20 protein-coding genes and 1 tRNA gene are annotated in these 20,753 nt (G+C 65.5%); 10 read left to right on the top strand and 11 right to left on the bottom strand.

The genetic code is table 11. The features are described 5' to 3' along the window. Positions 1 to 23: 23 nt before the first annotated feature. Together AOP75_RS09235 and AOP75_RS09230 are read right to left on the bottom strand one after the other, a co-directional pair. Positions 24 to 596, bottom strand: coding sequence for a hypothetical protein (locus tag AOP75_RS09235; protein WP_152650040.1), 573 nt, complete (start codon positions 594 to 596; stop codon positions 24 to 26). Positions 597 to 663: 67 nt separating this feature from the next. Further along, positions 664 to 1,026: a relaxase domain-containing protein gene (locus AOP75_RS09230; protein ID WP_161794563.1), complete on the bottom strand. Its 363-nt coding sequence runs from the start codon at positions 1,024 to 1,026 to the stop codon at positions 664 to 666. Between AOP75_RS09230 and AOP75_RS09225 the strand changes: the two genes are divergently transcribed. Further along, positions 1,013 to 1,354, top strand: coding sequence for a hypothetical protein (locus AOP75_RS09225; protein WP_161794562.1), 342 nt, complete (start codon positions 1,013 to 1,015; stop codon positions 1,352 to 1,354). The two genes, AOP75_RS09230 and AOP75_RS09225, sit on opposite strands and share 14 nt — an antisense overlap. Before the next feature lie 25 nt (positions 1,355 to 1,379). Here AOP75_RS09225 and AOP75_RS09220 read toward each other — a convergent pair whose 3' ends face one another. From AOP75_RS09220 to AOP75_RS09195, 6 genes are all read right to left on the bottom strand, one after another. Continuing rightward, positions 1,380 to 2,927: a hypothetical protein gene (locus AOP75_RS09220; protein WP_062078788.1), complete on the bottom strand. Its 1,548-nt coding sequence runs from the start codon at positions 2,925 to 2,927 to the stop codon at positions 1,380 to 1,382. Further along, positions 2,920 to 3,780, bottom strand: a complete 861-nt coding sequence (locus AOP75_RS09215; protein WP_062078786.1) for a hypothetical protein — start codon at positions 3,778 to 3,780, stop codon at positions 2,920 to 2,922. Before AOP75_RS09215 ends, AOP75_RS09220 begins: the two co-directional genes overlap by 8 nt. 578 nt (positions 3,781 to 4,358) lie before the next feature. Next, a tRNA-Pro gene (locus tag AOP75_RS09210) sits at positions 4,359 to 4,432 on the bottom strand. A 136-nt stretch (positions 4,433 to 4,568) separates the two neighbouring features. After that, on the bottom strand, positions 4,569 to 5,858 hold the full coding sequence (locus AOP75_RS09205; RefSeq protein ID WP_236683136.1) for an MFS transporter: 1,290 nt from the start codon (positions 5,856 to 5,858) through the stop codon (positions 4,569 to 4,571). A 133-nt stretch (positions 5,859 to 5,991) separates the two neighbouring features. Then, a complete protein-coding gene (locus tag AOP75_RS09200) occupies positions 5,992 to 6,606 on the bottom strand; it encodes a YitT family protein (RefSeq protein WP_062078784.1) in 615 nt (204 codons plus the stop codon). Between the two features lie 8 nt (positions 6,607 to 6,614). Further along, entirely contained in the window at positions 6,615 to 7,829 is a 1,215-nt protein-coding gene (locus AOP75_RS09195) for a cobalamin-independent methionine synthase II family protein (protein WP_062078782.1), read from the bottom strand. A gap of 180 nt (positions 7,830 to 8,009) precedes the next feature. Here AOP75_RS09195 and AOP75_RS09190 point away from each other — a divergent pair, with 180 nt between their 5' ends. Then, a complete protein-coding gene (locus AOP75_RS09190) occupies positions 8,010 to 8,672 on the top strand; it encodes a Pr6Pr family membrane protein (protein WP_062078780.1) in 663 nt (220 codons plus the stop codon). 9 nt (positions 8,673 to 8,681) lie between these two features. Continuing rightward, positions 8,682 to 9,830 carry a flavin-containing monooxygenase gene (locus AOP75_RS09185; protein ID WP_083966873.1) on the top strand — a complete coding sequence of 383 codons (1,149 nt, stop codon included), beginning with the start codon at positions 8,682 to 8,684 and terminating at the stop codon, positions 9,828 to 9,830. Positions 9,831 to 9,835: 5 nt separating this feature from the next. Here AOP75_RS09185 and AOP75_RS09180 read toward each other — a convergent pair whose 3' ends face one another. After that, positions 9,836 to 11,788, bottom strand: a complete 1,953-nt coding sequence (locus AOP75_RS09180) for an acyl-CoA dehydrogenase family protein (protein ID WP_083966872.1) — start codon at positions 11,786 to 11,788, stop codon at positions 9,836 to 9,838. A gap of 26 nt (positions 11,789 to 11,814) precedes the next feature. Beyond that, positions 11,815 to 12,456 (bottom strand): TetR/AcrR family transcriptional regulator, encoded by a 642-nt coding sequence (locus AOP75_RS09175; RefSeq protein ID WP_062078778.1) that lies wholly within the window; start codon positions 12,454 to 12,456, stop codon positions 11,815 to 11,817. Between the two features lie 76 nt (positions 12,457 to 12,532). Between AOP75_RS09175 and AOP75_RS09170 the strand changes: the two genes are divergently transcribed. Genes AOP75_RS09170 through AOP75_RS09150 form a run of 5 tightly spaced genes read left to right on the top strand, consistent with a single transcriptional unit; the run spans position 12,533 to position 18,287 of the window. After that, positions 12,533 to 13,801, top strand: a complete 1,269-nt coding sequence (locus AOP75_RS09170) for an acetyl-CoA C-acetyltransferase (RefSeq protein ID WP_062078777.1) — start codon at positions 12,533 to 12,535, stop codon at positions 13,799 to 13,801. Continuing rightward, complete coding sequence (locus tag AOP75_RS09165) at positions 13,801 to 15,147, top strand: 3-oxoacyl-ACP reductase (RefSeq protein ID WP_062078775.1); 1,347 nt, start codon at positions 13,801 to 13,803, stop codon at positions 15,145 to 15,147. Before AOP75_RS09170 ends, AOP75_RS09165 begins: the two co-directional genes overlap by 1 nt. Beyond that, positions 15,147 to 16,004, top strand: coding sequence for a MaoC/PaaZ C-terminal domain-containing protein (locus AOP75_RS09160; protein WP_062078773.1), 858 nt, complete (start codon positions 15,147 to 15,149; stop codon positions 16,002 to 16,004). The genes AOP75_RS09165 and AOP75_RS09160 overlap by 1 nt, the downstream gene beginning before the upstream one ends. Next, positions 16,001 to 16,528 (top strand): acyl-CoA thioesterase, encoded by a 528-nt coding sequence (locus AOP75_RS09155; protein WP_062078771.1) that lies wholly within the window; start codon positions 16,001 to 16,003, stop codon positions 16,526 to 16,528. Before AOP75_RS09160 ends, AOP75_RS09155 begins: the two co-directional genes overlap by 4 nt. A gap of 37 nt (positions 16,529 to 16,565) precedes the next feature. After that, positions 16,566 to 18,287 carry an AMP-binding protein gene (locus AOP75_RS09150; protein ID WP_062078769.1) on the top strand — a complete coding sequence of 574 codons (1,722 nt, stop codon included), beginning with the start codon at positions 16,566 to 16,568 and terminating at the stop codon, positions 18,285 to 18,287. A 74-nt stretch (positions 18,288 to 18,361) separates the two neighbouring features. On the opposite strand, the gene AOP75_RS09145 is transcribed toward AOP75_RS09150, so the two are convergent. After that, positions 18,362 to 19,546, bottom strand: a complete 1,185-nt coding sequence (locus AOP75_RS09145) for a GGDEF domain-containing protein (protein ID WP_062078766.1) — start codon at positions 19,544 to 19,546, stop codon at positions 18,362 to 18,364. A gap of 89 nt (positions 19,547 to 19,635) precedes the next feature. On the opposite strand from AOP75_RS09145, the gene AOP75_RS09140 reads away from it, so the two are divergent. Both AOP75_RS09140 and pcp read left to right on the top strand, forming a co-directional pair. Then, on the top strand, positions 19,636 to 20,040 hold the full coding sequence (locus AOP75_RS09140) for a DUF1801 domain-containing protein (protein WP_062078764.1): 405 nt from the start codon (positions 19,636 to 19,638) through the stop codon (positions 20,038 to 20,040). Between the two features lie 41 nt (positions 20,041 to 20,081). Continuing rightward, positions 20,082 to 20,735, top strand: a complete 654-nt coding sequence (pcp, locus tag AOP75_RS09135; protein WP_062078762.1) for a pyroglutamyl-peptidase I — start codon at positions 20,082 to 20,084, stop codon at positions 20,733 to 20,735. Positions 20,736 to 20,753: the final 18 nt, after the last annotated feature.

Raw genomic sequence — 20,753 nt, 5'->3', positions numbered from 1 at the left:
CTCCCACGCGCGACGAAGCGCGCTCATGGCGGTGGTTTACCCTCACCGGCCGGGCCGACGAGGACGTCGAGTGCCCTACCGGATCCCACAACCGCGGCCAGCGCGGCGAGCTGGTCGCCTCCGAGCAACCGACAGTCGACTTCGAGACGATGCGCCAGTTGCCCGAGGCCGTCGGCGCTGAGTGGTGGTGCGCTCAGATTGGTCGCGCTAGCCCGCAACTGGTCCTCGGCGGCCAGTTGCGCCTCCGACGAGAAGATCGTCGAGTGCACCGGGCGGAACACGGAGGTGCCGTGGGCCCGCGTGAACGCGGCGGGGCTCGACGCGAGGTTAGGCGGGGCAAGTCGCACGGATGCCTCCTCTGCGGCCTCAACGACAAGGCCCACGATCGCCTCGCGATCCTCGGCTGACGCGAACCGCCAGTGCATCGTCTGTCGCGCCGCTTCGGCATAGCGATTCCAGCGCCACCACGTCGACCGCTTGTCGCCGACCGCCGTGACGACGCCGGCGCCGATTCGTGCCAGCACGTCGAGCGGGACGCCGTCCGCGCGCAACACAAGGGGCGTCCCGTGAGATTGGGCCGGCGCATGCGATGTCATGTGCACCCAGGATCCGCCGAGCACGGCCCCGCCACTCCGCGGTGAGGTCGGCGAGCGAGCGCACTTGCTACACGGGGCTGGTTGCGAGTGTCGCCTGCTGGCGCAGCTTGACGATAGTGGCGTGCGATGGGCGGCGACCATGCGTTGCAGTCCACTGTTCGACGAGTCGCCGGGCCTCGACGCCGATGTGACGTGCGCGATCGCTGAACTTCGCGAACAGGGATGCCCGTACCCCGGAGATGGACCGGGTGGGGTTGCGGTCTTGCCCTCGGCAGCGCTGCTCCCACTCGCTACCAAGCGCTCGGGTCAGACGGTCGGCGACGAGCGCCTCGTGCAGTTCGGAGAGTGCGACGGTGGCGCGGTGGAGGGGTCGGCTGTCGAGCGAGCGCCACTTGCCGTCGAGCCTGGTACGAACCTTGTCGCTGACCACGACGTGCGTGTGCAGGTTTGGGTCGCCCGCCCGCGACATCCGCAAGAACAAGGTCGGACTCATTCCCGACGCGACCCAGAACGCCCGTATGGGCCAGAGTGAGAACGCCGATAGTGCCGCCGAGTTCCACTACTCGCTCCAACAGGAGACCTACGTCGCCGCCGGCCACGGCGTGCTTCGCTACACGGGCCTCATCGCGGTGTCGGTGCGCACCGATGACGCGCTCGAGGAGTCCCTCTCCGCTATCGAGCAGGAAGCGGTGCAGACTTCGCGCGAGACTCGGCGCCTCGTCGGGCAACGAACGCTGCCGCTCTGCCGCGCGGTGTAGCGCGCTGGCTCTGAGGCGATCGGTCCTACTCCCAAGACACCGCGCCGGGAACTGGCGCTCCGGCCCCCGCAGGGTCGTTTCCCAAGAAGTACACGTCAGCATCCTCGACAGAGCGGAGAAGTTGGTCCTCGGGCACGCCGACAGCTCGGGCCAGATAGACGGAACCGAGCAACTGGAGTTCAATGTTCGCTTCTACATCGAAAGCAAGATCTTGCAGGTCACGGTAGTAGTCGTACGCCTCCGTGATCCGTAGGAACTCCGCTTCGAGCTTTGCATCGAGGCTAGCCACGTATGCGTTGATCTCGGCCAGGCGCGCATCGATCAACTTGTTCTCAGATTCGCTGAGGAACTTCTTGCCTTGGCCCAGGATCACACTCGCCGCGATCGAGCCGACCACTGCGCCGACAATGGGCACAGGGATTACGGCCTGTCCCAGCGCAGCGCCGATTGCGGCGCCAGTTGACTCCATGGCGTTGAACAGGACGACGTCAGCAAACTCGTCGTCATCGAGCTTCCCGGCACGCCGATCCGCCACAGCAAGTGCGAGCCCGATCGTCCCCGACGCGACCGCAGCCGCAGCTGGCGCGTTCATATGGCAGACCTGAGTCAATCCGTAGATCGACAGGCCGGTAATCCCGCCCTTGAGGCCACCCTTGGCGGTTTCGAGACCACCATCGCGCCAGTCCTGGCTATCGAATTGCCAGATCTCCTTGCCCTGGCGGTGGCGCTGAAAGACGAACATCCCAAATGCGAGCCCGCCCTGAACGGCTGCTCCCGTAGCGCCGACCTTGGCCGCTTCTCCCCAAGACGGCGCGGCCTGTTGAGCGGCGATTACGCGCTCGACATCGGAATCGTCTCTGACCTGCTGCCGCTGCTGATCGGCCTGCTTTCGCAGGCTATCCGCCTTGTCGTCGAGAGTGCCGCCGATGGCGTTCTTCTGGACTTCGCTGTAGTCCAACTCAGAGGGACGCATCCATGCGGTGTACTCCTGCCCGCGCTCAGTGCTCTCCTTCTGGATGAGCTCACGGATTGCCTCGACCTTTCGAGACGACAACTGCGTACCGTCCAACTCCACATACTTGTCGCCACGCATAATCCGGTCGAAGAGTTCGAACCGGTCCTTCGCGAACATCATCTCCATGTCGCGATAGTCAGAGGCCTTGAGGAGCTGCGATTGTGGGCTCGCGTAGAACTTCATCTGGACTGGCACGCCATTCACCAGCAGATCCGCTGGTCCGTTGTCCGCAAGCACCTTCGTCAGAGGCTTCAGTCCGTCGATCGCCCTCGCAGCGTTCGCCACTCCTTCCTGGGCATACTCGGCGATGAAGCCGTGGACCCCCGTTACACCGCCGCGATTCGCGTCCACGATCCCGTCGATGTTGAGCCGTGCGACATCGATGTGAAGTCCGGCGCGGGCCATTCGAGACGCAACCTCGGCGAGCTCGTCGGTCTCCTGGGCAAGGATTCGTTCCAAATTGGACGCCAACTCTGCGGCTCGCGTCGAAGCGAGATAGCTGACCTGCGCGGCAATGCCCTGCGCCAGCGCGCTATCGCCCACGCGGACATCAGACATCGACGGTGATCTCCCTGTTGACCAACTGAGCCAGCGTGAGGTTCCCGTTCACGAGTGCGGCCGCCAACGCCTTCTCTTCATCGCTGAAGGCGACATAGTCAGCGGTTGGAACTCGCCGCTTGAGCGAGGAGATCTTTTGCACCTGGGTGTCGGTAAGCTCCGTCAACGCGTGAATCTCGGCGTCGACTCGGTCGAAGCGTCGAATCGCCTCCTCAATCTCCTTACGCTGGACATCTGCATCGCTGGCGGCCCGCTTGTTCTTCGCCGAAGCTGCGACCCCGATGCCGACGGAGAGCAACCCTGCGGCACCTGCCACAGCCCAGCCAACGGGTCCAGCCGCGGCCAGGAGCGCGCTGCCCGCAGCCATGCCGCTGCCACCGGCGGCGATGGCACCACCGCCCAGCCACGCCAGGGCGGCATTCGTCGCCGCCGCGCCAGACAAACTCGCTATCGCCGTACCGGTTGAGGCGACTCCAAAGGTAGTCGCGACGCCCATGGCTGCGGTGGGGCCCATGGTCGCAACCGCAACCCCCAGCGCCCCAAGCGAAGCGCCTGCCGCCGACCCTTTCGCTTGCCTCTTCGCCAAGCTTTCGGCTTTGTTGATCTCGTTCTGCTTGTCCTCGAAAGAGCGAATCTCCACTGACGCTTGCGCCGTCGAGACTGTGAACTCCTTAGGAACATTCGCCAACGAGTTTATGTGCGCGGTGACCGCGCGAACCTCATTCGCCGCGATCTTGCGCAACTCAAAGAGTTCCTCAACGGCAGCCTCGAACTCGCCGGTAGTTGCCTCGTATCGCTCTACGGCCGTGTTGAAACTCTCCACGGCATTCCTACGCAGCTTCGCGTTGTACATGTGTCCCTCAGCAAATCATCGACATTTCAGTCTGCAATGAGTGTAACGACGGCCACTGCCACGGATGCAGCTGAGAGTCCTAGCAGCAGCCCGGGCCCCGAGCGCGCTCCTCGTCCCACTCGGCCTTGCCGAACGCGCCACGCGCCCTACGCTTGAGAACCGCGCGAGTTGCGACGTCACCGCCCCTCCGAAGAGACGTCGCGCTGCTGCTCAACCGAGATTCGTACGTCCGAGACCGCGAACTTCAGGTGCGTGCCGAAGCGGTAGGCGCGCGGCCCGACGCCGCGAGCACGCTACTCGTAAGCCGTCGAGACCGGCACACCCAGATAAACCGCCACGTCCGCGACATAGGGCAACGCTTCGAGTCCCCAGGAGTTGTCCACGGTGCAGTATTCGGCGCTCATCCGACACGGGAGCGGAGCGCTCACCCTTGATGACCGGGAGCAACGGGCAACTGCCGGAACGTGGCGCCACACAGAGGCCTCAGCGAGGTCAAAGTGAGGACAATTCAATGACTGGGTCACGTCTTCACCAACAAGAAAGTCCTGGAAACCCGTGAGTTTCCAGGACTTTCACCGTCGGGCTGACAGGATTTGAACCTGCGACCCCTTGACCCCCAGTCAAGTGCGCTACCAAGCTGCGCCACAGCCCGATGGCCCTGCTCAGTGGACTTTCATCCACTCGTTTGGGCCGGGAAACAGTCTACACAGATTGCGGAGCTCCAAGTGACACGGTCGCTGTTTTTGTGCCACAAAAGCGGGCGACGGTGGTGACGACACACGGCTGCCTCACGGGCAGGGTGCGTGCTCGCCAGCCTCGACGCGCTGCTGGTTCGCACCCGGGGCATCGTCCCGTTCCGCGCGGGCGCCCCGCGCCCGGTGCGTCGTCCACCACCCCGCCAACGCGAAGAGCACACCTGGCACGCACAGCGCCAGTCCCAGCCACGTGGGCGAGAGGTAGCCGTACCCGGCAGCAATGACCACGCCGCCCAGGAAGGCGCCAAGGGAGTTGCCGAGGTTCAGAGCGGAGTGATTGAGAGCTGCTGCCATGGTCTGGCTGTCTCCAGCAACGTCCATGAGTCGGGTCTGGATGGCTGGCGACAGCGCCGCTGCGGACGCGCCCACGAGGAAGAGCCCTACAAGGAGCCCCCACAGGTGGCCTGCCGCGGCGATCAGCACCAGCAACGACGCAGCCAAAGCGCCAAAGAGCAAGAAGACAGCCCGCAACGCTCCCCTGTCAGCCAGGCGCCCACCAATCTGGTTGCCGACCGTCATGCCCACGCCGACCGTGACCAGCGCCCACGGCACAAACGACTCCGTGGTGCCGGTCACCGTGGTCGCCAGGGGCGACACGTACGAGTAGACCGCGAAGAACCCACCGAACCCAATCGCGCCAGTCATGAGCGCGAACCACACCGCAGGCCGTGAGAACGCGCGAAGTTCCCGCGCGATCGTCGCAGTCGGATCGCCCGGCTGTTGTGGCACCACACGCCACATCGCCACCGTCGTCAACGCAAAGATGCCCGCCACGGCCAGGTAGGCCACACGCCACCCTTCCTGCTGACCCAGGTAGGTGATCAGTGGGACGCCGATGACGTTAGCGATGGTGAGGCCGCTGAGCACGAGCGCCACTGCGCGCCCGCGCCTGCCAGGCCCCATAAGCGATGCCGCCACCAACGCGGCGATGCCGAAGTAGGCGCCGTGAGGTAGCCCGGCGAGAAACCGCGCGGCCACCACGGTCGGAAAGGTGGGAGCGAGGGCGGACGCCACGGTGCCGACCGTGAAGGCCGCCGCCAGCGCAATCAGAATCTGCCTGCGCGGAAAGCGCGCGACGAACGCGGCAATCGTCGGCGCACCCACGACTACACCGGCGGCGTAGGCGGAGATCACCCAGCCGGCGCGCCCCAGCGCCTGCTCAGGGTTCGTCGCCCACATGTCAGGGAGCAGATCGCGGGCAATGTCGGGCAGCAGGCCCATGGCAACGAACTCAGTGGTGCCGATGCCAAACCCACCAAGTGCCAGCGCGAGTAGCGCGAGGCGGGTGCGGGCGGGCGTAAGTGAGACGGAGGTAGCAGTCACGGGGGCTCGATTCGGGATCGACGAGTTGGAAGTGAGCACTCGGCGCTGAGCACCGCCAGCATAGGCCCCGCGCCCCGGAAGCGCCTCGCTACAGGCGTGGCCCGCGACGCTTTCTACCAGGGGTAATGCTCGGTCAGCCGAGGTACCTGCCGGGCCGGTGGTTGATGGCGAGCACCCCATTGAGAAGGACGGCGCCCAAAATCGAATACAGCAGGATGTCCCACGGCACGATGGTGAGAGAGGCGATCACCACGCACAGGTCGAGCGCCCCTTGAACGTATCCGGCGCGGATCCCCTTGGATTCCTGCAAGAAGGCCGCGAGGATTCCAAAGCCGCCGCCGGAGGCCCCGTGACGGAAGAACATCAGCAAGCCAATGCCGATGGCGAGGCCAGCGAAAATCGCGCCGTACAACGGGTTGACGCTGTCGACGTCGAGGTAGAGGCCGTGGACCTCGGTGAGTACGGAGACCAACGTCACCGCGATCAAGGTCTTGAGGGTGAATGCCCACCCCATACGCTTCACTGCCAGCCAATAGAACGGCAGGTTGATGAGGAAGTAGATCACGCCAAAGGACAAGGTGGTCCAATAGCTGATCAGGATGGCCACTCCCGCGAGCCCGCCGGAGACTCCCCCGATCTCCGACAGCAGGAACAGGCCAAACGACATCACAAATGACCCCGTCAGCAGCGCAAGCGCGTCCTCCCACAGGGCATGCTTCTCCGCGATTGGCGGATCCACCACACTCATCGCGCGGCCTAGCCGTTCATCCTGGCAGCGGCGAGGCGCGCGCCCGCGCCCAACGACTCGATCTTGGCCCAGGCGATCTGCGGGTGGACCCGGCCTCCCAGGCCGCAGTCGGTCGACGCGAGCACACGCTCAGGACCCACGATGGATGCGAAGCGCTCGATCCGGTCGGCAACCAGCTCTGGGTGTTCGACGACGTTGGTCGCGTGACTCACGACGCCGGGGACCAAGACCGTGTCTGCGGGCAGGTCGACGTCTCGCCAGACCTTCCACTCGTGCTCATGACGCACGTTCGCGGCTTCAAAGGACAGCTGGCCCGCGTTGACCTCAAGCAGAAGATCGACAATGTGCCGCAACTCGAGGTCAGTGGTGTGCGGTCCGTGCCACGAACCCCAACAGATATGCAGGCGCACCTGGTCCCGAGGGAGGCCGTCAAGAGCGTGATTGAGGGCATCAATGCGGGTACGCAGAAATGCCCGATAGTCCGCGACGCTGGGTTCAGGGTTGACCTGGTCCCAGCTCTCTGCGAGGGAGGGGTCGTCGATCTGGACGACGAGTCCGGCATCGGTGATGGCCGCATACTCCTCACGCATCACGTCCGCCCAGGCCCATATGTGCTCGGCTTCAGACGCGTAGTGCGCATTGCCAATGCGGGCGGCAGAGCCAGGAGCCAAGGATGTCAAGAACCCCGTTGAGAGATCGTTGGCGGCCAACGCGCGCTGGAGGTTCGCGATGTCGGCAGCGATGAGGTCGTGACCGCGGTAGGAGATCTCGTCGACGGTCATGGGCCAAAATCGCGGCTCGCCCATCAAGACCCCGGACGTGGGGTCGCCGTAGGCCTCGGCAAATGCCACCCAATCCCGGCGGTCAGTCATGGTCGTCAGCTCCACCCTGCCGGGCACGGACCGCACCGGCTCCGGCAATGGCGCGTCCGCGGCCGGCAGCGCAAGGCCGGCGGTGCGCTGGAAGGAGTAGGACCACCAGGCCCCGAAGTCATGGGATTGGGTCATGGCCTTGCCATACTCGCCGTCGCCCACATCTGTGATCCCGGCGTCGCGCTGGCGCCGTACAAGTTCTTGCACTGCTGCGGTGGCGCGCTGGTCGTACTCCTCGGTGCGCACCAGGGTAAATCCATCCGCTGCTACATCGAGGGCCTGAGTCGCCTCAACGAGTTCGGGGAAACGCGGCAACGAACCTGCCGTCGTGGTGCGGATGGTCAGCGACATGCACGGGCTCCTCAAAGTGGTGGGGGTGACCACTATTGTGCCCGGTCCCGGCGAGCCCGCTGTGCACCATGGTCGGCCGGTGGCGTCACCTCAGCGGGCACACAGCGGTTCGTTTTGTCGGAACACGCCCAAAATCAAGGCGTCGCCACGCATGAGTAAAGGTCATGTAAAGTGCAACCCATGAGCAACGTCGCTTACATCCGACTGGTCCGCATAGCCGGAGCCGCCGCCATCATCGCGGCGCTCGGCGTCCAGGCTTGGGCAGACCTCACCTTCGGCAGTTTCTCGTGGGACCAAATGCCGGGGTACTTCACTCCGCTAGCAGCGCTTACTGCGGTCGCGGCCTTGCTCATCGCCGCGATGGCTCCCCGCCCGGATCGCTGGTGGATCGACGCGCTGCGCGTCAACGCGGCCACGTACACGACGGTCGCAGGGGTGGTCTACTGGGCCTTGCTCGCGGACCACGCGATCCCCAAGGTGCCGTGGGCCAACGCAATGCTGCATGGGGGTGCGGGCGTCATCCTGGTGCTCGACTGGCTTGTCGTCGGACGCCGTCGTCGCCTCCCACTGAGGACGTGGCCCACGGTGCTCGCGGTCCCGAGCGGGTGGTGCGCGTATCTCCTGATCCGCGCCACGCGTGATGGCTGGGTTCCCTACCCGTTCCTCGACCCCGCGCGCGGCGTGCCCGCCATCACTGCAACGGTGACGGTAATCCTGGCCGCTGGTCTCGCGTGTGCCGCCCTGTTGCACACGTGCACGTTCCTGCGACGCGAGCGCCCTCACGCAACTGCGGGCCAGCGGCCCCTCACGGGCGAATTGGCATGGGAGCGCCCTACCCCGTAGGAATGGAGGGTGACCGACACTTCTGAGGCCCTGTCAATCGTCGTCATTGGCGCGGGTCAAGCCGGGCTGTCCGTCGGCTATCACCTTCAGCGACAAGGCCTCCGGCCGGGCACCGACTTCCTGATCGTTGACGCCGGCCCCCACGCCGGCGGCGCATGGCAGCACCGGTGGGAATCCCTGCGGTTTGGAGACGCACACGCCCTCGCCGACCTCCCTGGGATGGCCGATGCCGCGGTCACCTTCGCGGGAGCGCCTTCCACGGTTCCCGCAAGCGAGGTGGTGAGCTCAAGATACGGGGCGTACGAACAGCACTTTGGCCTCCGGGTTCGCCGGCCAGCCAACGTGCGCTCCGTCGAACGCGCCGCCGGCGGCGCGCTGCGCGTGAACTTCGACGACGGCACTGCGGTGATGGCGCGAGTGGTGATTGGCGCCACGGGAACCTGGCGGTCGCCGCGCCAGCCCACGACCCCAGGAACCGAGGTGTTCCGCGGGCGACAGCTGACGACGCCAGAGTTCACGTCGCCCGCAGAGTTCGCCGACTTGCGGGTAGGGGTCGTTGGCGGTGGGGCGTCGGCCCTGGGCTTTGTGCGCGAACTTGCCCCGCATGCCGCTCACCTCACGTGGTTCACTCGCGCACCAGTCAGGTTCCTTCCCGTCGACTCTCAGCCCGCCAAGGAGTTTGGAAGAGAATCGGTGCGCCTACAAGATGAGGCGGCACGAGCAGGCAGGCCACTGCCGTCGATCGTTTCCACGACCGGAATGCCCATGACTGCCCACCTCCGCCGCATGCGCGACGCAGGACTACTTGAACGCACCCCCATGTTTACGCGACTCGTGACCGACGGCGCCGTGATGGCCGACGGAACGTTCACTGCCCTGGATGCGGTGCTGTGGGCGCTCGGGTTTGAGGCTGACCTTGGACCATTCGAGCCGCTCGGTATGCGAGCGCGGGACGGCGTAGCGGTGGAAGCGGGACACGTCCTGGCCGTCCCCGGCGTCTTTCTCGCTGGCTATGGGCCGCAGGCCTCCACCATCAGCGCCAACAGAGGCGCGCGCGTCATCGCGCGGGACGCGCTGCGCTTTCTCGACGATGGACAGTGGCCGCCGGTGCCGCCCACACCTGTGCGCGCGAGCGGCTCCGGCGGCGCCGACGACTAGTCCGGTCAGGACTCATCGACGATGGCGGCCCCCAACCAGTCCTTGGGAATGCCCAGGCCCTCCACTAGCGACAGCGCGTGGGGACGGAGCTCGCGGCACAGAGCATCGATCTGGCCCTCGAGCGCCTTGGAGCGGCCCGAACTAATGCGATTGTGCTCCATGAACCATGCGCGATCGGCGTGAATGGAGTCCAGCGCATAGAGCGAGCACGTCCGCTCGAGCACCTGCTTGGTTTCGCCGTCGGGGCACTCATCGATAGCGTCAATGAAAGCCTGAAGGACAAGCCGCTCCATGTGAGCGTGGGCGACGTACTGGACGTGGGGCCCCATCGCATTGAAGCTCTCGAACTGGTCGCCCTTGTCTTTAGATGCGGCCCGCATGCGCCGGGCGAGCGACTCCAACGAGTGGCGGGCGCGATCTTCAAACATCAGGGCATGCCAGCGGCGGTCAACCAACGTGGTTTCTTCAGGACGGCGGCGCACGGCGGATGCCAAGCGGTCGAGCACGAGGTTGACGGAGGTCGCCTCTGCCATCTGCTCCCCCGCCACTCGCGCTGTCGCCTGGACCACACCCGACTTGTCGAGGTCGCTCCACTCCTTGCGATAGTCCGTCAGCAACGCCTTGGTCACCAACTGCATCAGCACCGTGTTGTCGCCCTCGAAGGTCGCGAAGATATCGACGTCCCGGCGGATCTCAGTGAGTTGGTTCTCACTGAGGTACCCCGCCCCTCCGCAGGCCTCACGCGCCTCTTGCAGGGTCTCGTTCGCGAACCAGGTCGTGATCGACTTCATCCCGGCGGCGCGAGTTTCGAGTTCGCGCTGCTCATCCTCCGTGGACGGCTCGCCGCCCTGGACCTTGACGAGCGCAGCGATCAACTCGTTCTGAGCGAATCCGAGCGCGTATGAGCGCGCCACGCGCGGAAGGAGCCGGCGCTGATGCTGCAGGTAGTCCATGAGTAGGACGCCATCGGGACGGCCCGATGCTGGAAACTGGCGCCGCTTAAGCGCGTGCCTGACCGCGATGGACAGTCCGCGTCGCGCTGCGATGCCGGCGCCACCTCCGACGCACACCCGTCCACGCACGAGCGTGCCGAGCATGGTGAAGAACCGTCGGTTCGGGTTGTCGATGGTGGACTCGTAGACGCCATCCGCGGTGACCCCGCCATAGCGGTCGAGCAGCATCCGGCGTGGGACGCGGACGTGATCAAAGCTGATGGTGCCGTTGTCGACGCCAAGCAAGCCGCCCTTGTGCCCCTGGTCCCCAGTGGTGATACCCGGCAGGTCAGCCCCGGCATCGTCCCTGATCGGCACCAGGATCGTGTGCACGCCGTGGCGCTGCCCAGCCACGATCAGCTGTCCGAAGACCGCGGCCATGGTGCCGTGCGAGGCGGCGTTGCCGATGTACGCCTTGGTCGCCGACGGCGTGGGCGAGTGCACCTCGTACTCGTCACTGTCGGGCAGGTACGTGATGGTGGTCTCGACGGAGGCGACGTCTGAACCGTGGCCAAGTTCCGTCATGGCGAAACCGCCCAGCAAACTCAAGTCCGTGATCTTCGGCAGGAACTCCGCGTGGTGCCAGGCAGTGCCGAGGTTGGTGACCGCGCCGCCAAAGAGCCCAAACTGCACACCAGACTTAATGGTGACCGACAGGTCGGCGTGGGCGAGCGTCTCGAAGGTCACCACCGCAGTGAGCGGGTCCTGGACCGCATCGGCCCCGTCCGGCACGCCTGCGTGCCCAAAGCCGTGCTCTTCCAGATCCTTGAGGCGCTGCAGAGTCCACGCGCGGGATTGCTCCACGTCCCACGACGGGTCGCGCAACATCCCCTCCGTGGGGAAGGTCGCGCGCGCCACGGCGCGCTCGGCCGCGTAGGCGCCGTCGAGCGCGGCACGAAGGTGCGTACCCACCGTCGTGAGTCGTTCAGTGTGGAGGCTGTGGGGCGCCTCAGGTGTCAACGTCATTGTCGATCCTCCTTGGTTGGCCAGCGCTACGCGCCGGCGGGTGTGGGGTGCGTCGCAGTTGTCGTCGTAGGTGCGTGGGAAAAGGCTGGAGTAAAGGCTGCACAGATGTCCTCCACGACGTCTGCACGTGGCGCTGGGGTGGGATCGTCCATCCACTCATCCGCAGCCGCCTGAATAAACCCGACCAAGCCGTAGCCCCACGTGCGGGCGCGGCGCTGACTCACGGTGGGCAGGCGGGACTCAAGGAGGTCGGCGATCGCGCTCGCGATCACGATCGGGACTCGCCCGCCTGTAGAGCTCGCCCCAAGTCCGGGGCCGTTCATGACGAATCGATAGATGTGCGGGTCTCGCTCAACGAGATTCAGATAGGTACTCGCCAAGGTGTGGGTCATGACGCCCACGTCCGCGGGTTCCGTGCTCTCCAGGGCGGCAAGGACTCCGTCTCGGATGTACTGATGCACCGACTCCACGACGGCGGCGTGGAGCCCTTCCCTGTCGCCAAAGTGGCGGTACAGCACGGTCTTGGACGTTCCTGCACGGCTTGCAATGTCGTCCATGCCAATGTGCGGGCCCTGAACCCGAATGGCGCGCAGCGCATGCGAGACGAGCTCAGCGCGCCGCGTTGCGCGATGCTCGTCCCAGCGGGAAGTTCTGCCGTCGATGGCCATGACTTCAATATAGCCGATACTCGGAGTATCTGCTACCGTGAGTATCACCTAATCTTCTTCCAACGATGGAGGCACGATGTCCCACAATGCCGTGGTGATCGGGGGCAACCGCATCCCCTTCGCCAAGTCCAATGGCCCTTACTCCGAGGCCACGAATCACGACATGCTCACCGCCGCACTGGATGGACTGGTCGCCCGGTTTGGGCTCAGCGGTATGCGCATGGGGGAAGTGGCCGCAGGAGCAGTGCTCAAGCACCCCAGCGACTTCAACCTCACCCGCGAAGCAGTCCTGAGCTCAGCGCTCTCAGCGGACACCCCCGCTTGCGACCTGCAGCAGGCGTGCGGCACGGGCCTCGAGACGACCATCTACATCGCCAACAAGATCGCCCTGGGCCAGATCGAGGTCGGAATCTCGGGAGGCGTGGACTCCACCTCGGACGCACCCATCACACTGTCCGACCCTCTGCGCCGCACATTGCTCAAGGCCTCGTCCGCACGGTCGTTCCCTGACCGCGTGAAGCCGTTCACCAAGGTGCGTCCCCGCCACCTCTCCCCCAAGGCTCCCAGCGTGACCGAGCCGCGCACAGGCTTGTCCATGGGCGAGCACCAGGCGCTAACAACCGAGTCGTGGGGCATTACGAGGGAAGAACAGGACGCGATCGCCGCGGCATCCCATCACAAGCTCGCCCAGGCGTGGGAGTCGGGCTTTTTCGACGACCTCGTCACCCCTTACCTTGGCGTGGCACGCGACGCGATCCTGCGACCCGATACCTCCGTGGAAAAACTCGCGAAGCTCAAGCCCGTGTTTGGAGGCCCCCAGGGCACGATGACCGCCGGGAACTCGACGGCGCTGTCTGACGGCGCCGCCACGGTGTTGATCGCGAGCGAGGAATGGGCCGCTGAGCACCGCCAGCCCGTGCTTGCTCGCATCATTGACGCGGAAGTTGCGGCCGTTGACCACCCAGGTGGCGCAGACCTGCTCCTTGGGCCAGTAGCGGCGACCGGTCGCATGCTCGCTCGCCAGGGACTCAGCATCGGCGACTTCGACCTAGTCGAGATTCACGAGGCTTTCGCCTCCACCGTCGCCACCACCCTCAAGGCTTGGGCAGACGAGGACTACTGCCGCGGTCTTGGCCTCGACGGTGCGATCGGCACCATCGACCCATCGGTACTGAACGTGACGGGCTCCTCACTCGCCGCCGGGCACCCATTCGCGGCAACCGGCGCGCGCATCGTTCCCACGCTGGCCAAGCTCCTTCAGGAGCGGGGCAAAGGGTCACGAGGACTGATCTCCATGTGCGCCGCTGGCGGACAGGGTGTTGTGGCGATTCTGGAGGCCGTGTGATGAGCGCTCTCGAGAAGGCATTCACCTCCGCACCTGGGCGAGCCATCTCTCGCAAGGCCGGACTCAAGGACCCGCCTCGACTGCGACGCGGCCGCTCGTGGCCCGCGGGCGCGATTGTGCTGGGGACCGTCGGTCACGGGTCTCTTGTGGCGGACACGCTCACGCTCTTGGGGCGGACTGTGGAGTCACCCGTCGTGGACGCGGGCGACGATGCACCCGGATATGGCTCCAAGATCGGGGCGCTTGTGGTGGACGCCACTGAGCTGCGCACCATTGACCAACTGGAAACGTTGCGCGCACTCTTGCGCCCTGCCGTGCGCGGCATTGAGGGCGCTGGTCGCATCGTGATCGTGGCGCGCGAAGACGTTGACGGATGGGAAGCCGCCTCCGTTGCACGCGCCCTCGACGGCATCAACCGCACAGTCGCAAAGGAACTACGGGGCGGCGCCACCTCCACCCTGCTGTGGACCACAGGTGACACGGTCTCCAGCGACCTGATGTCGACCTTGGGCTTTGTGCTCCAAGGCCGTTCCGCCTTCGTGGACGGCCAGGCATGGCACGTTGGACACGCGGGTGACGTGCACCGCGAGTTCACGGCCGCGCCTTTGGCAGGTCGCACCGTGATCGTCACTGGCGCCGCTCGCGGTATTGGTGCTGCCATCGCACGCACTATCGCCCGCGACGGCGCGGACGTCATCGCCGTCGACATCCCGCCAGCGGGCGAGGCGCTTGCCGCCGTCGCCAACGAGGTCGGCGGCGTCGCGGTCCAGTTGGACATCACCAAGCCGGACGCCGGCCGGGTGCTGGCAGAGGTCGTGGCACAACGCGGCAAGGGACTGCACGGTGTGGTCCACAATGCCGGCATTACGCGCGACAAGATGCTGGTCAACACGGACGCCGCGCGCTGGGCATCGGTCCTCGAGGTCAATCTGGCTGCTCAGCTGCGAATCAACGACGTGCTCCTTGACCCCGAGACCGACGGTGGGCTCGACGACGGTGGAAGGCTGATCGGAATCGCGTCCACCTCAGGGCTCGCCGGCAACAAGGGACAGACGAACTACGCCGCTTCTAAAGCGGGCGTGGCCGGGCTTGTCCAGGCAATGGCCCCCGATCTCAGTGCGCGCGACATCACCGTCAACGCCGTCGCACCAGGTTTCATCGAGACCGAGATGACGGGCAAGATTCCCTTTGTGCAACGGGAGATCTTCCGTCGCAGCAACTCCCTGACCCAAGGTGGCAGGCCGGTCGATGTGGCCGAAACCATCGCATACCTCCTCGATCCGGCATCGCAGGCAGTCACCGGTCAAGTCGTTCGCGTGTGTGGCCAGAACCTGGTGGGCGCCTGATGCCTCGCGGAACTGTCACGTTGGACGACCTCCCAGGGCTCGGTCCGTCGTTTGCGCGGGCTCTGGTGCCGTCCAGAGAGAAGGTGGCCAAGGTGCCCGCGCACGCGGTCTCGGTGCTCGGCTACGACCAGGACCCTGCTCGGCTCGCGCGCTACGCACGGGTGTGTGGATTCACCTTGCGCGACACGGTGCCACCCACCTGGTTGCACGTCCTCGCCTTCCCGCTCCACGTGCACCTGCTCGGTGCGCCAGAGGCCAGCGTGCGACTCGTGGGTGCCGTGCACGTGTCCAACTCCATGACCTCGCACCGCCCGGTGTCCGCTTCGGAGCCGCTTGACATCAGCGTGCAGGCGGGCAACATCCGGGCTCACCGCCGCGGAGCGCTCGTGGACCTCGACGCACGCATCGATGTCGATGGCGAGCGCGTCTGGGAGGGTGTGAGCACGTACCTCGCCCAGGGCATGCAGGCGTCCGGTGACAGTGTCGAGACCACGCGCGATGAGTTCGTGCCGGAGCTGCCCCACGCCCGGTGGCGCCTGCCCGCGAAACTGGGCGTGGACTACCGGGCCGTATCAGGCGACCCCAACCCCATCCACACCAACCGGCTCGCGGCGAAGGCCTTCGGGTTCCCGCGGCCCATCATCCATGGGATGTGGACCCACGCACGGGCACTCGCAGCGCTCGACAACAAGCTGCAGGCGCCATACCGCGTGGACGTCGACTTCGTGAAGCCCGTCTTCCTGCCAGGCACCGTGGGCTTCCGCTCGTGGGCCACCGACGAGGGCTGGCGCGCAGACGTCACGACCAAGGACGGCGCGAAGCCTCACTTGCGCATGCGCGTGAGCGACCTGACGTGAACCTGTGGTGGCGACTGAGCCTGCGCTGGTGGAAACTCAAGAGGACGCCACCGGCCTCCATTTGGGACACCGTCAGCTCTGAGTTTCGCGTGTACCCCACCGACCTCGACGTGCTGGGCCATATGAACAACGGGCGTTATCTGACGCTCATGGACCTGGGGCGGTATGTGCTTCTCAAGCGTTCCGGGTGGTGGGCTGAGGCCGCGTCCCGGGGATGGTTCGCGGTCGTCGCTGGCCAAACCATCACGTACCGTCGGGAGTTGCGGCTGGGCCAAAAGTTCACGGTCAGCACCCGCGTGGTGGGTTTCGATGAGCGCTGGTGCTACCTCGAGCAAGTGTTCAGGGTTGGCGACACCATCCATGCCCATGCCCTTGTCCGCACTCGGTTCTTGAAGCGCTCCGGCGGTAGCGTCGACGTCGAGGAACTCGAGGCCGCGCTTGGCGGATTTCCCACTCACCTGCGTGTCGACGACTGGATGCGCGATTGGACCCACCAGACCCGGGTACCCTCTTCCCCAACATGACTCACTTTTCTGGCCACCCCCATCAATGGAGATGACGATGACCAACCCCATCAATCGGCAGACCCTCGACCCCGTCGCGGGCGAACAGCGCCCGTGGTACGAGTTCTACCCTCCCGGCGTCGACCGCGTGATCGAACCCCTCGCTGACGCATCGCTCAGCGACTTCGCGCGGCGCAAGGCGCGTGAATACGGCGACAGCCCGGCTTTCAGCAACCTCGGCGGGACCCTGTCGTTCAACGACATCGACGCGCTTGCGACACGAGTAGCGTCGTACCTGCAAAACGAGCTTGGATTGGAACGCGGCGACCGCATCGTGCTGCAGATGCCCAACCTGCTCCAGTACCCCGTCGCGCTGTACGGCGCATTGCGAGCCGGCCTCATCGTGGTCAACGCCAACCCCTTGTACACCGCAGGGGAGCTTGCCGCCGTCATCGAAGACGCCCAACCGCGGGCGATCGTGGTGCTCGCGAACTTCGCAGCCGTGGCCCAGAAGGCGCTTGCTCAGCAACCAGTCGAGCACGTCATCGTCACCCAGGCCGGCGACATGCTCAGTCAGCCCAAGCGCTCGATCGTCAACACGGTCGCCAAGCGCGTCAAGAAGATGGTGCCTGCCTACGACCTGCCCGCAGCAGTCGCTTTCCGCAGCCTCTTGACCGGCAAGCCCAGCGCGTGGAAGGACCCCGAACTCACCCCCGATGACACCGCCTTCTTGCAATACACGGGCGGCACCACCGGCGGCACCAAGGCAGCGGTGCTGAGCCACGGCAACCTCCTGGCGAACCAGGCACAGTTCATTGGTCAAATGCGTGCAGTGTTGGACGACGGCGCGGTGGTCATTGCGGCGCTGCCGCTCTACCACGTGTTCGCGCTCACCGTGAACTGCATCGGGTTCTACGGGTTCGGCGGCCACAACGTTCTTATCACCAACCCGCGCGACATTCCCGCGTTCGTGAAGACGCTCGACAGCACCAAGCCGGCGGCCCTTGTCCTGGTCAGCACGTTGGCCGGCGCCCTCATGGAGAACCCTGGGTTTGCCAAGCTCGACTTCTCGGGCCTGCGCATCTCTGTCGCTGGCGGTATGGCATTGCGCTCATCCGTGGGACAGAAGTGGCACGACATCACCGACACGGACATCATCGAAGGCTACGGTCTCACTGAGGCCTCCCCCGTTGTCAGTGTGAACCCGACGCATCTCAAGCCACGCATCGGCACCATCGGCGTGCCGTTGCCGTCCACCGACATCAAAATCGTGGGCGACGACGGGCAGCTCGTGGCGCTGGGCGAACCCGGAGAACTCGCCGTGCGCGGCCCCCAGGTGATGCAGGGCTACTGGAACAAGCCTGAGGAGAGCGCGAAGGTCCTCACCGATGATGGCTGGCTTCTCACGGGTGACATCGCGACGCAGACGGAGGACGGCTACCTGAGCATCGTGGACCGCAAGAAGGAGATCATCGTGGTCTCCGGATTCAACGTCTACCCGGGAGACATCGAAGACGCCGCCATGCTGCACCCAAAGGTGCTCGAGGCCGGCGCGATCCCCGTCGCAGATGAGCACGCCGGTGAGGTCCCCAAGCTGTTCGTCGTGAAACGGGACGACTCGCTCACGGTCGACGAGCTCAAGGCTTTCCTGAAGGAGCGCCTCACGGGATACAAGCGGCCCCGTCAGATTGAGTTCCTCGACGAGCTGCCCAAGACAAACGTGGGCAAGGTGCTCCGTCGTGGACTGCGCGAACTCGAGGAGTCGCGCGACCCCAGCTAACGGTTGGCATCACGTAGCAGCGCCCCGGTGCGCTGCTGACGCACTTTCGCGTCAGCTGAACACCGGGGCGCTTGTCATTCTTCGTGACTGCCCGCAATCACCACACAGTCACGGCCATTCTCTTTCGCGGAGTACATCGCCTCATCCGCTTGCGCCAGGTGCTGCGACAAGGTCGCGTTGCCTGACATCGCTGTCACCCCATAACTGACGGTGACGACGGGGATCGAATGCTCGGTCGCGAGCCGGCGGAAGCGATCGCTCACGCGCATCAGGCGGGTCTCAATGTGGGAAGCATCGGTTGTTGAGAGCACAATGCCGAACTCTTCGCCGCCGAGGCGCCCACACAGTTCGCCCTTGTTCATGGTCCGGTCGAGTGCGGTACCAAAGTCCGTCAGGACCTGGTCCCCCACCCCGTGCCCATGGGTGTCGTTGATTCGTTTGAAGTGGTCAAGGTCTGCGATGACCAGGACTGCGCCCGACGGCTCATCGCCAGCGTCCTTCAACATTTGCCGCGCGCCATCCAGGAAGGCGGCGCGCGAAAGCAGGCCGGTGAGCTCGTCGTGCGCAATCCGCTTGCGCAGCGCACGCGTCTGCTCGTCGTAGCCCAGCGAGGCGACAGAGAAGGTGACCGCCACCAAGGTGACCAGCAAGACCAACGTCGTCGGCCCCGTACCAGCGAGCGTCGCGAATACGTCAGAGTCCTCGCCCACCGAGACCAACAACGCGAACCTCATCGCGTAGTACGCAACCAAGAGCGCCGAGGCACACAAGGCCACCACGAGCGCGACTCGAGCCTGACCGTCATGCAGCGCGTCGTAGCTCCCGTTGCGCTCCCGCCAGGCCCGCCACAGCTCCAATGTTGCGGCGGCAAACAGCCCGGTCATGAAGAAGTAGAGCGTCCCGTTGCCGGCCCAGATGTTCGTCGCCGGGCTGTCAAGCACCGCCGCGACCAGCGTGAGCACCAACGCCACCAGCACTACGCCTGGCTTAGGGCGCAGGCCGCGCAACGACCGCGTGGCGAACCATACTGAGGCCGCTCCGACGACCGAGACCAGCGACGACGTGGGGTTCGCGATCGCCTGCACGTTGGAGCCATTGAGCAGAAGCAACAGGGGGCTGGCGGCCGAACACATGAGTGCGATGCACCACCACATTGCGAAGAGCGAGCGGGTTGGGCGGTACACCGCGAGATAGAACAACGCCAGCACCACCACCGACACCAGGCCCAGTGCCAGGCGTAATGTAGGGATGTCGAGCATGAGAATGACCCTAGCGCGCCACGTGCGAGACGGACACGCATGTGTGACGCACGCCACGCACGCGCCGCCAGCGAGACAAGGAAGCCCCCGTGAGCGAGAACAAGACTCAACCCACTGGTGCATCAGTCACCGCATTCCTCGACAGTGCCTCGACACCACGTCGACGCCACGAAGGCCACCAACTCTTGGCGTTGATGCACAGCGCCACGGGCGAGGACGGGGTGATGTGGGGACCAAGCATCGTCGGCTTTGGCCTGACCACGTACGTCTACGCCTCCGGCAGGACCGGAACGTGGCCGCGCGTGGGATTCTCTCCCCGCAAGGCCGCCTTGTCGCTGTACGGGCTCAAGGATCATCCCGCATCAGGGCCACTACTCGCGGAACTCGGCCCACACAAGGTGGGGGCCAGCTGTCTGTATGTCACGAGCCTCGACCGCGTCGATCTCGATGTCCTGACGCGCCTCGTGGAACTCGGCTACGCCCACTACGCCTAGGCACGGCCTGGCCCCGGCCGTCGCGTGCCTAGGATGGGAAAGTGGAGAAAGTACTGCTGACCGGGTTCGAGCCCTTCGCCGGCGCGCATCACAATCCCTCTGGCGTCATTGCCCGCGAGGTAGCGCGGACCTGGAGCGGACCCGGGCACGTAGTCGCGGAGGTCCTGCCCGTCGAGTTCGAGCGGGCCCCTGACGCTCTCACCGCAGCACTCGAGCGGCATAGGCCCGATGCCGTGGTGGCGTTGGGGTTGGCGGATGGCCGGACAGGCATCACGGTAGAGAAGGTCGCGATCAACACCGTCGACGCGTCAATTGCGGACAACGCAGGTCGCCAACTCACGGATGTACCCGTGATTGCCAGCGGCCCGACCGCCTACTTCTCAACGCTACCGATCAAAGCGATGGTGAACGCGATGCGCGATCAGGGCGTGGCGGCCGCGGTGTCGTACTCGGCTGGCACCTTCGTGTGCAATCAGATCTTCTACGTGCTGCGGCACGCGCTCGAGCACACCCAGATCCCCGCGGGTTTTGTCCACGTTCCCAACGACGCAGCCACCGCACGTCCTGACGCTCCGGGCGAGCCGCGTCCGTGGATCCCTCGCGATGCTCAGGTAGCGGCCCTGACGGCGGCGCTACGAGTCGTCATGGAGCGGCGGGGTGCGGACGCCACGACCGTGGGTGGCGCCCTGCACTGACCGGGTCGTTCAGCACCA

The organism is Demequina globuliformis, assembly GCF_000975155.1.
Lineage (GTDB): Bacteria > Actinomycetota > Actinomycetes > Actinomycetales > Demequinaceae > Demequina > Demequina globuliformis.
The sequence above is the reverse complement of the archived record's forward strand: the minus strand, read 5'-3'. Positions and strand labels throughout refer to the sequence as shown.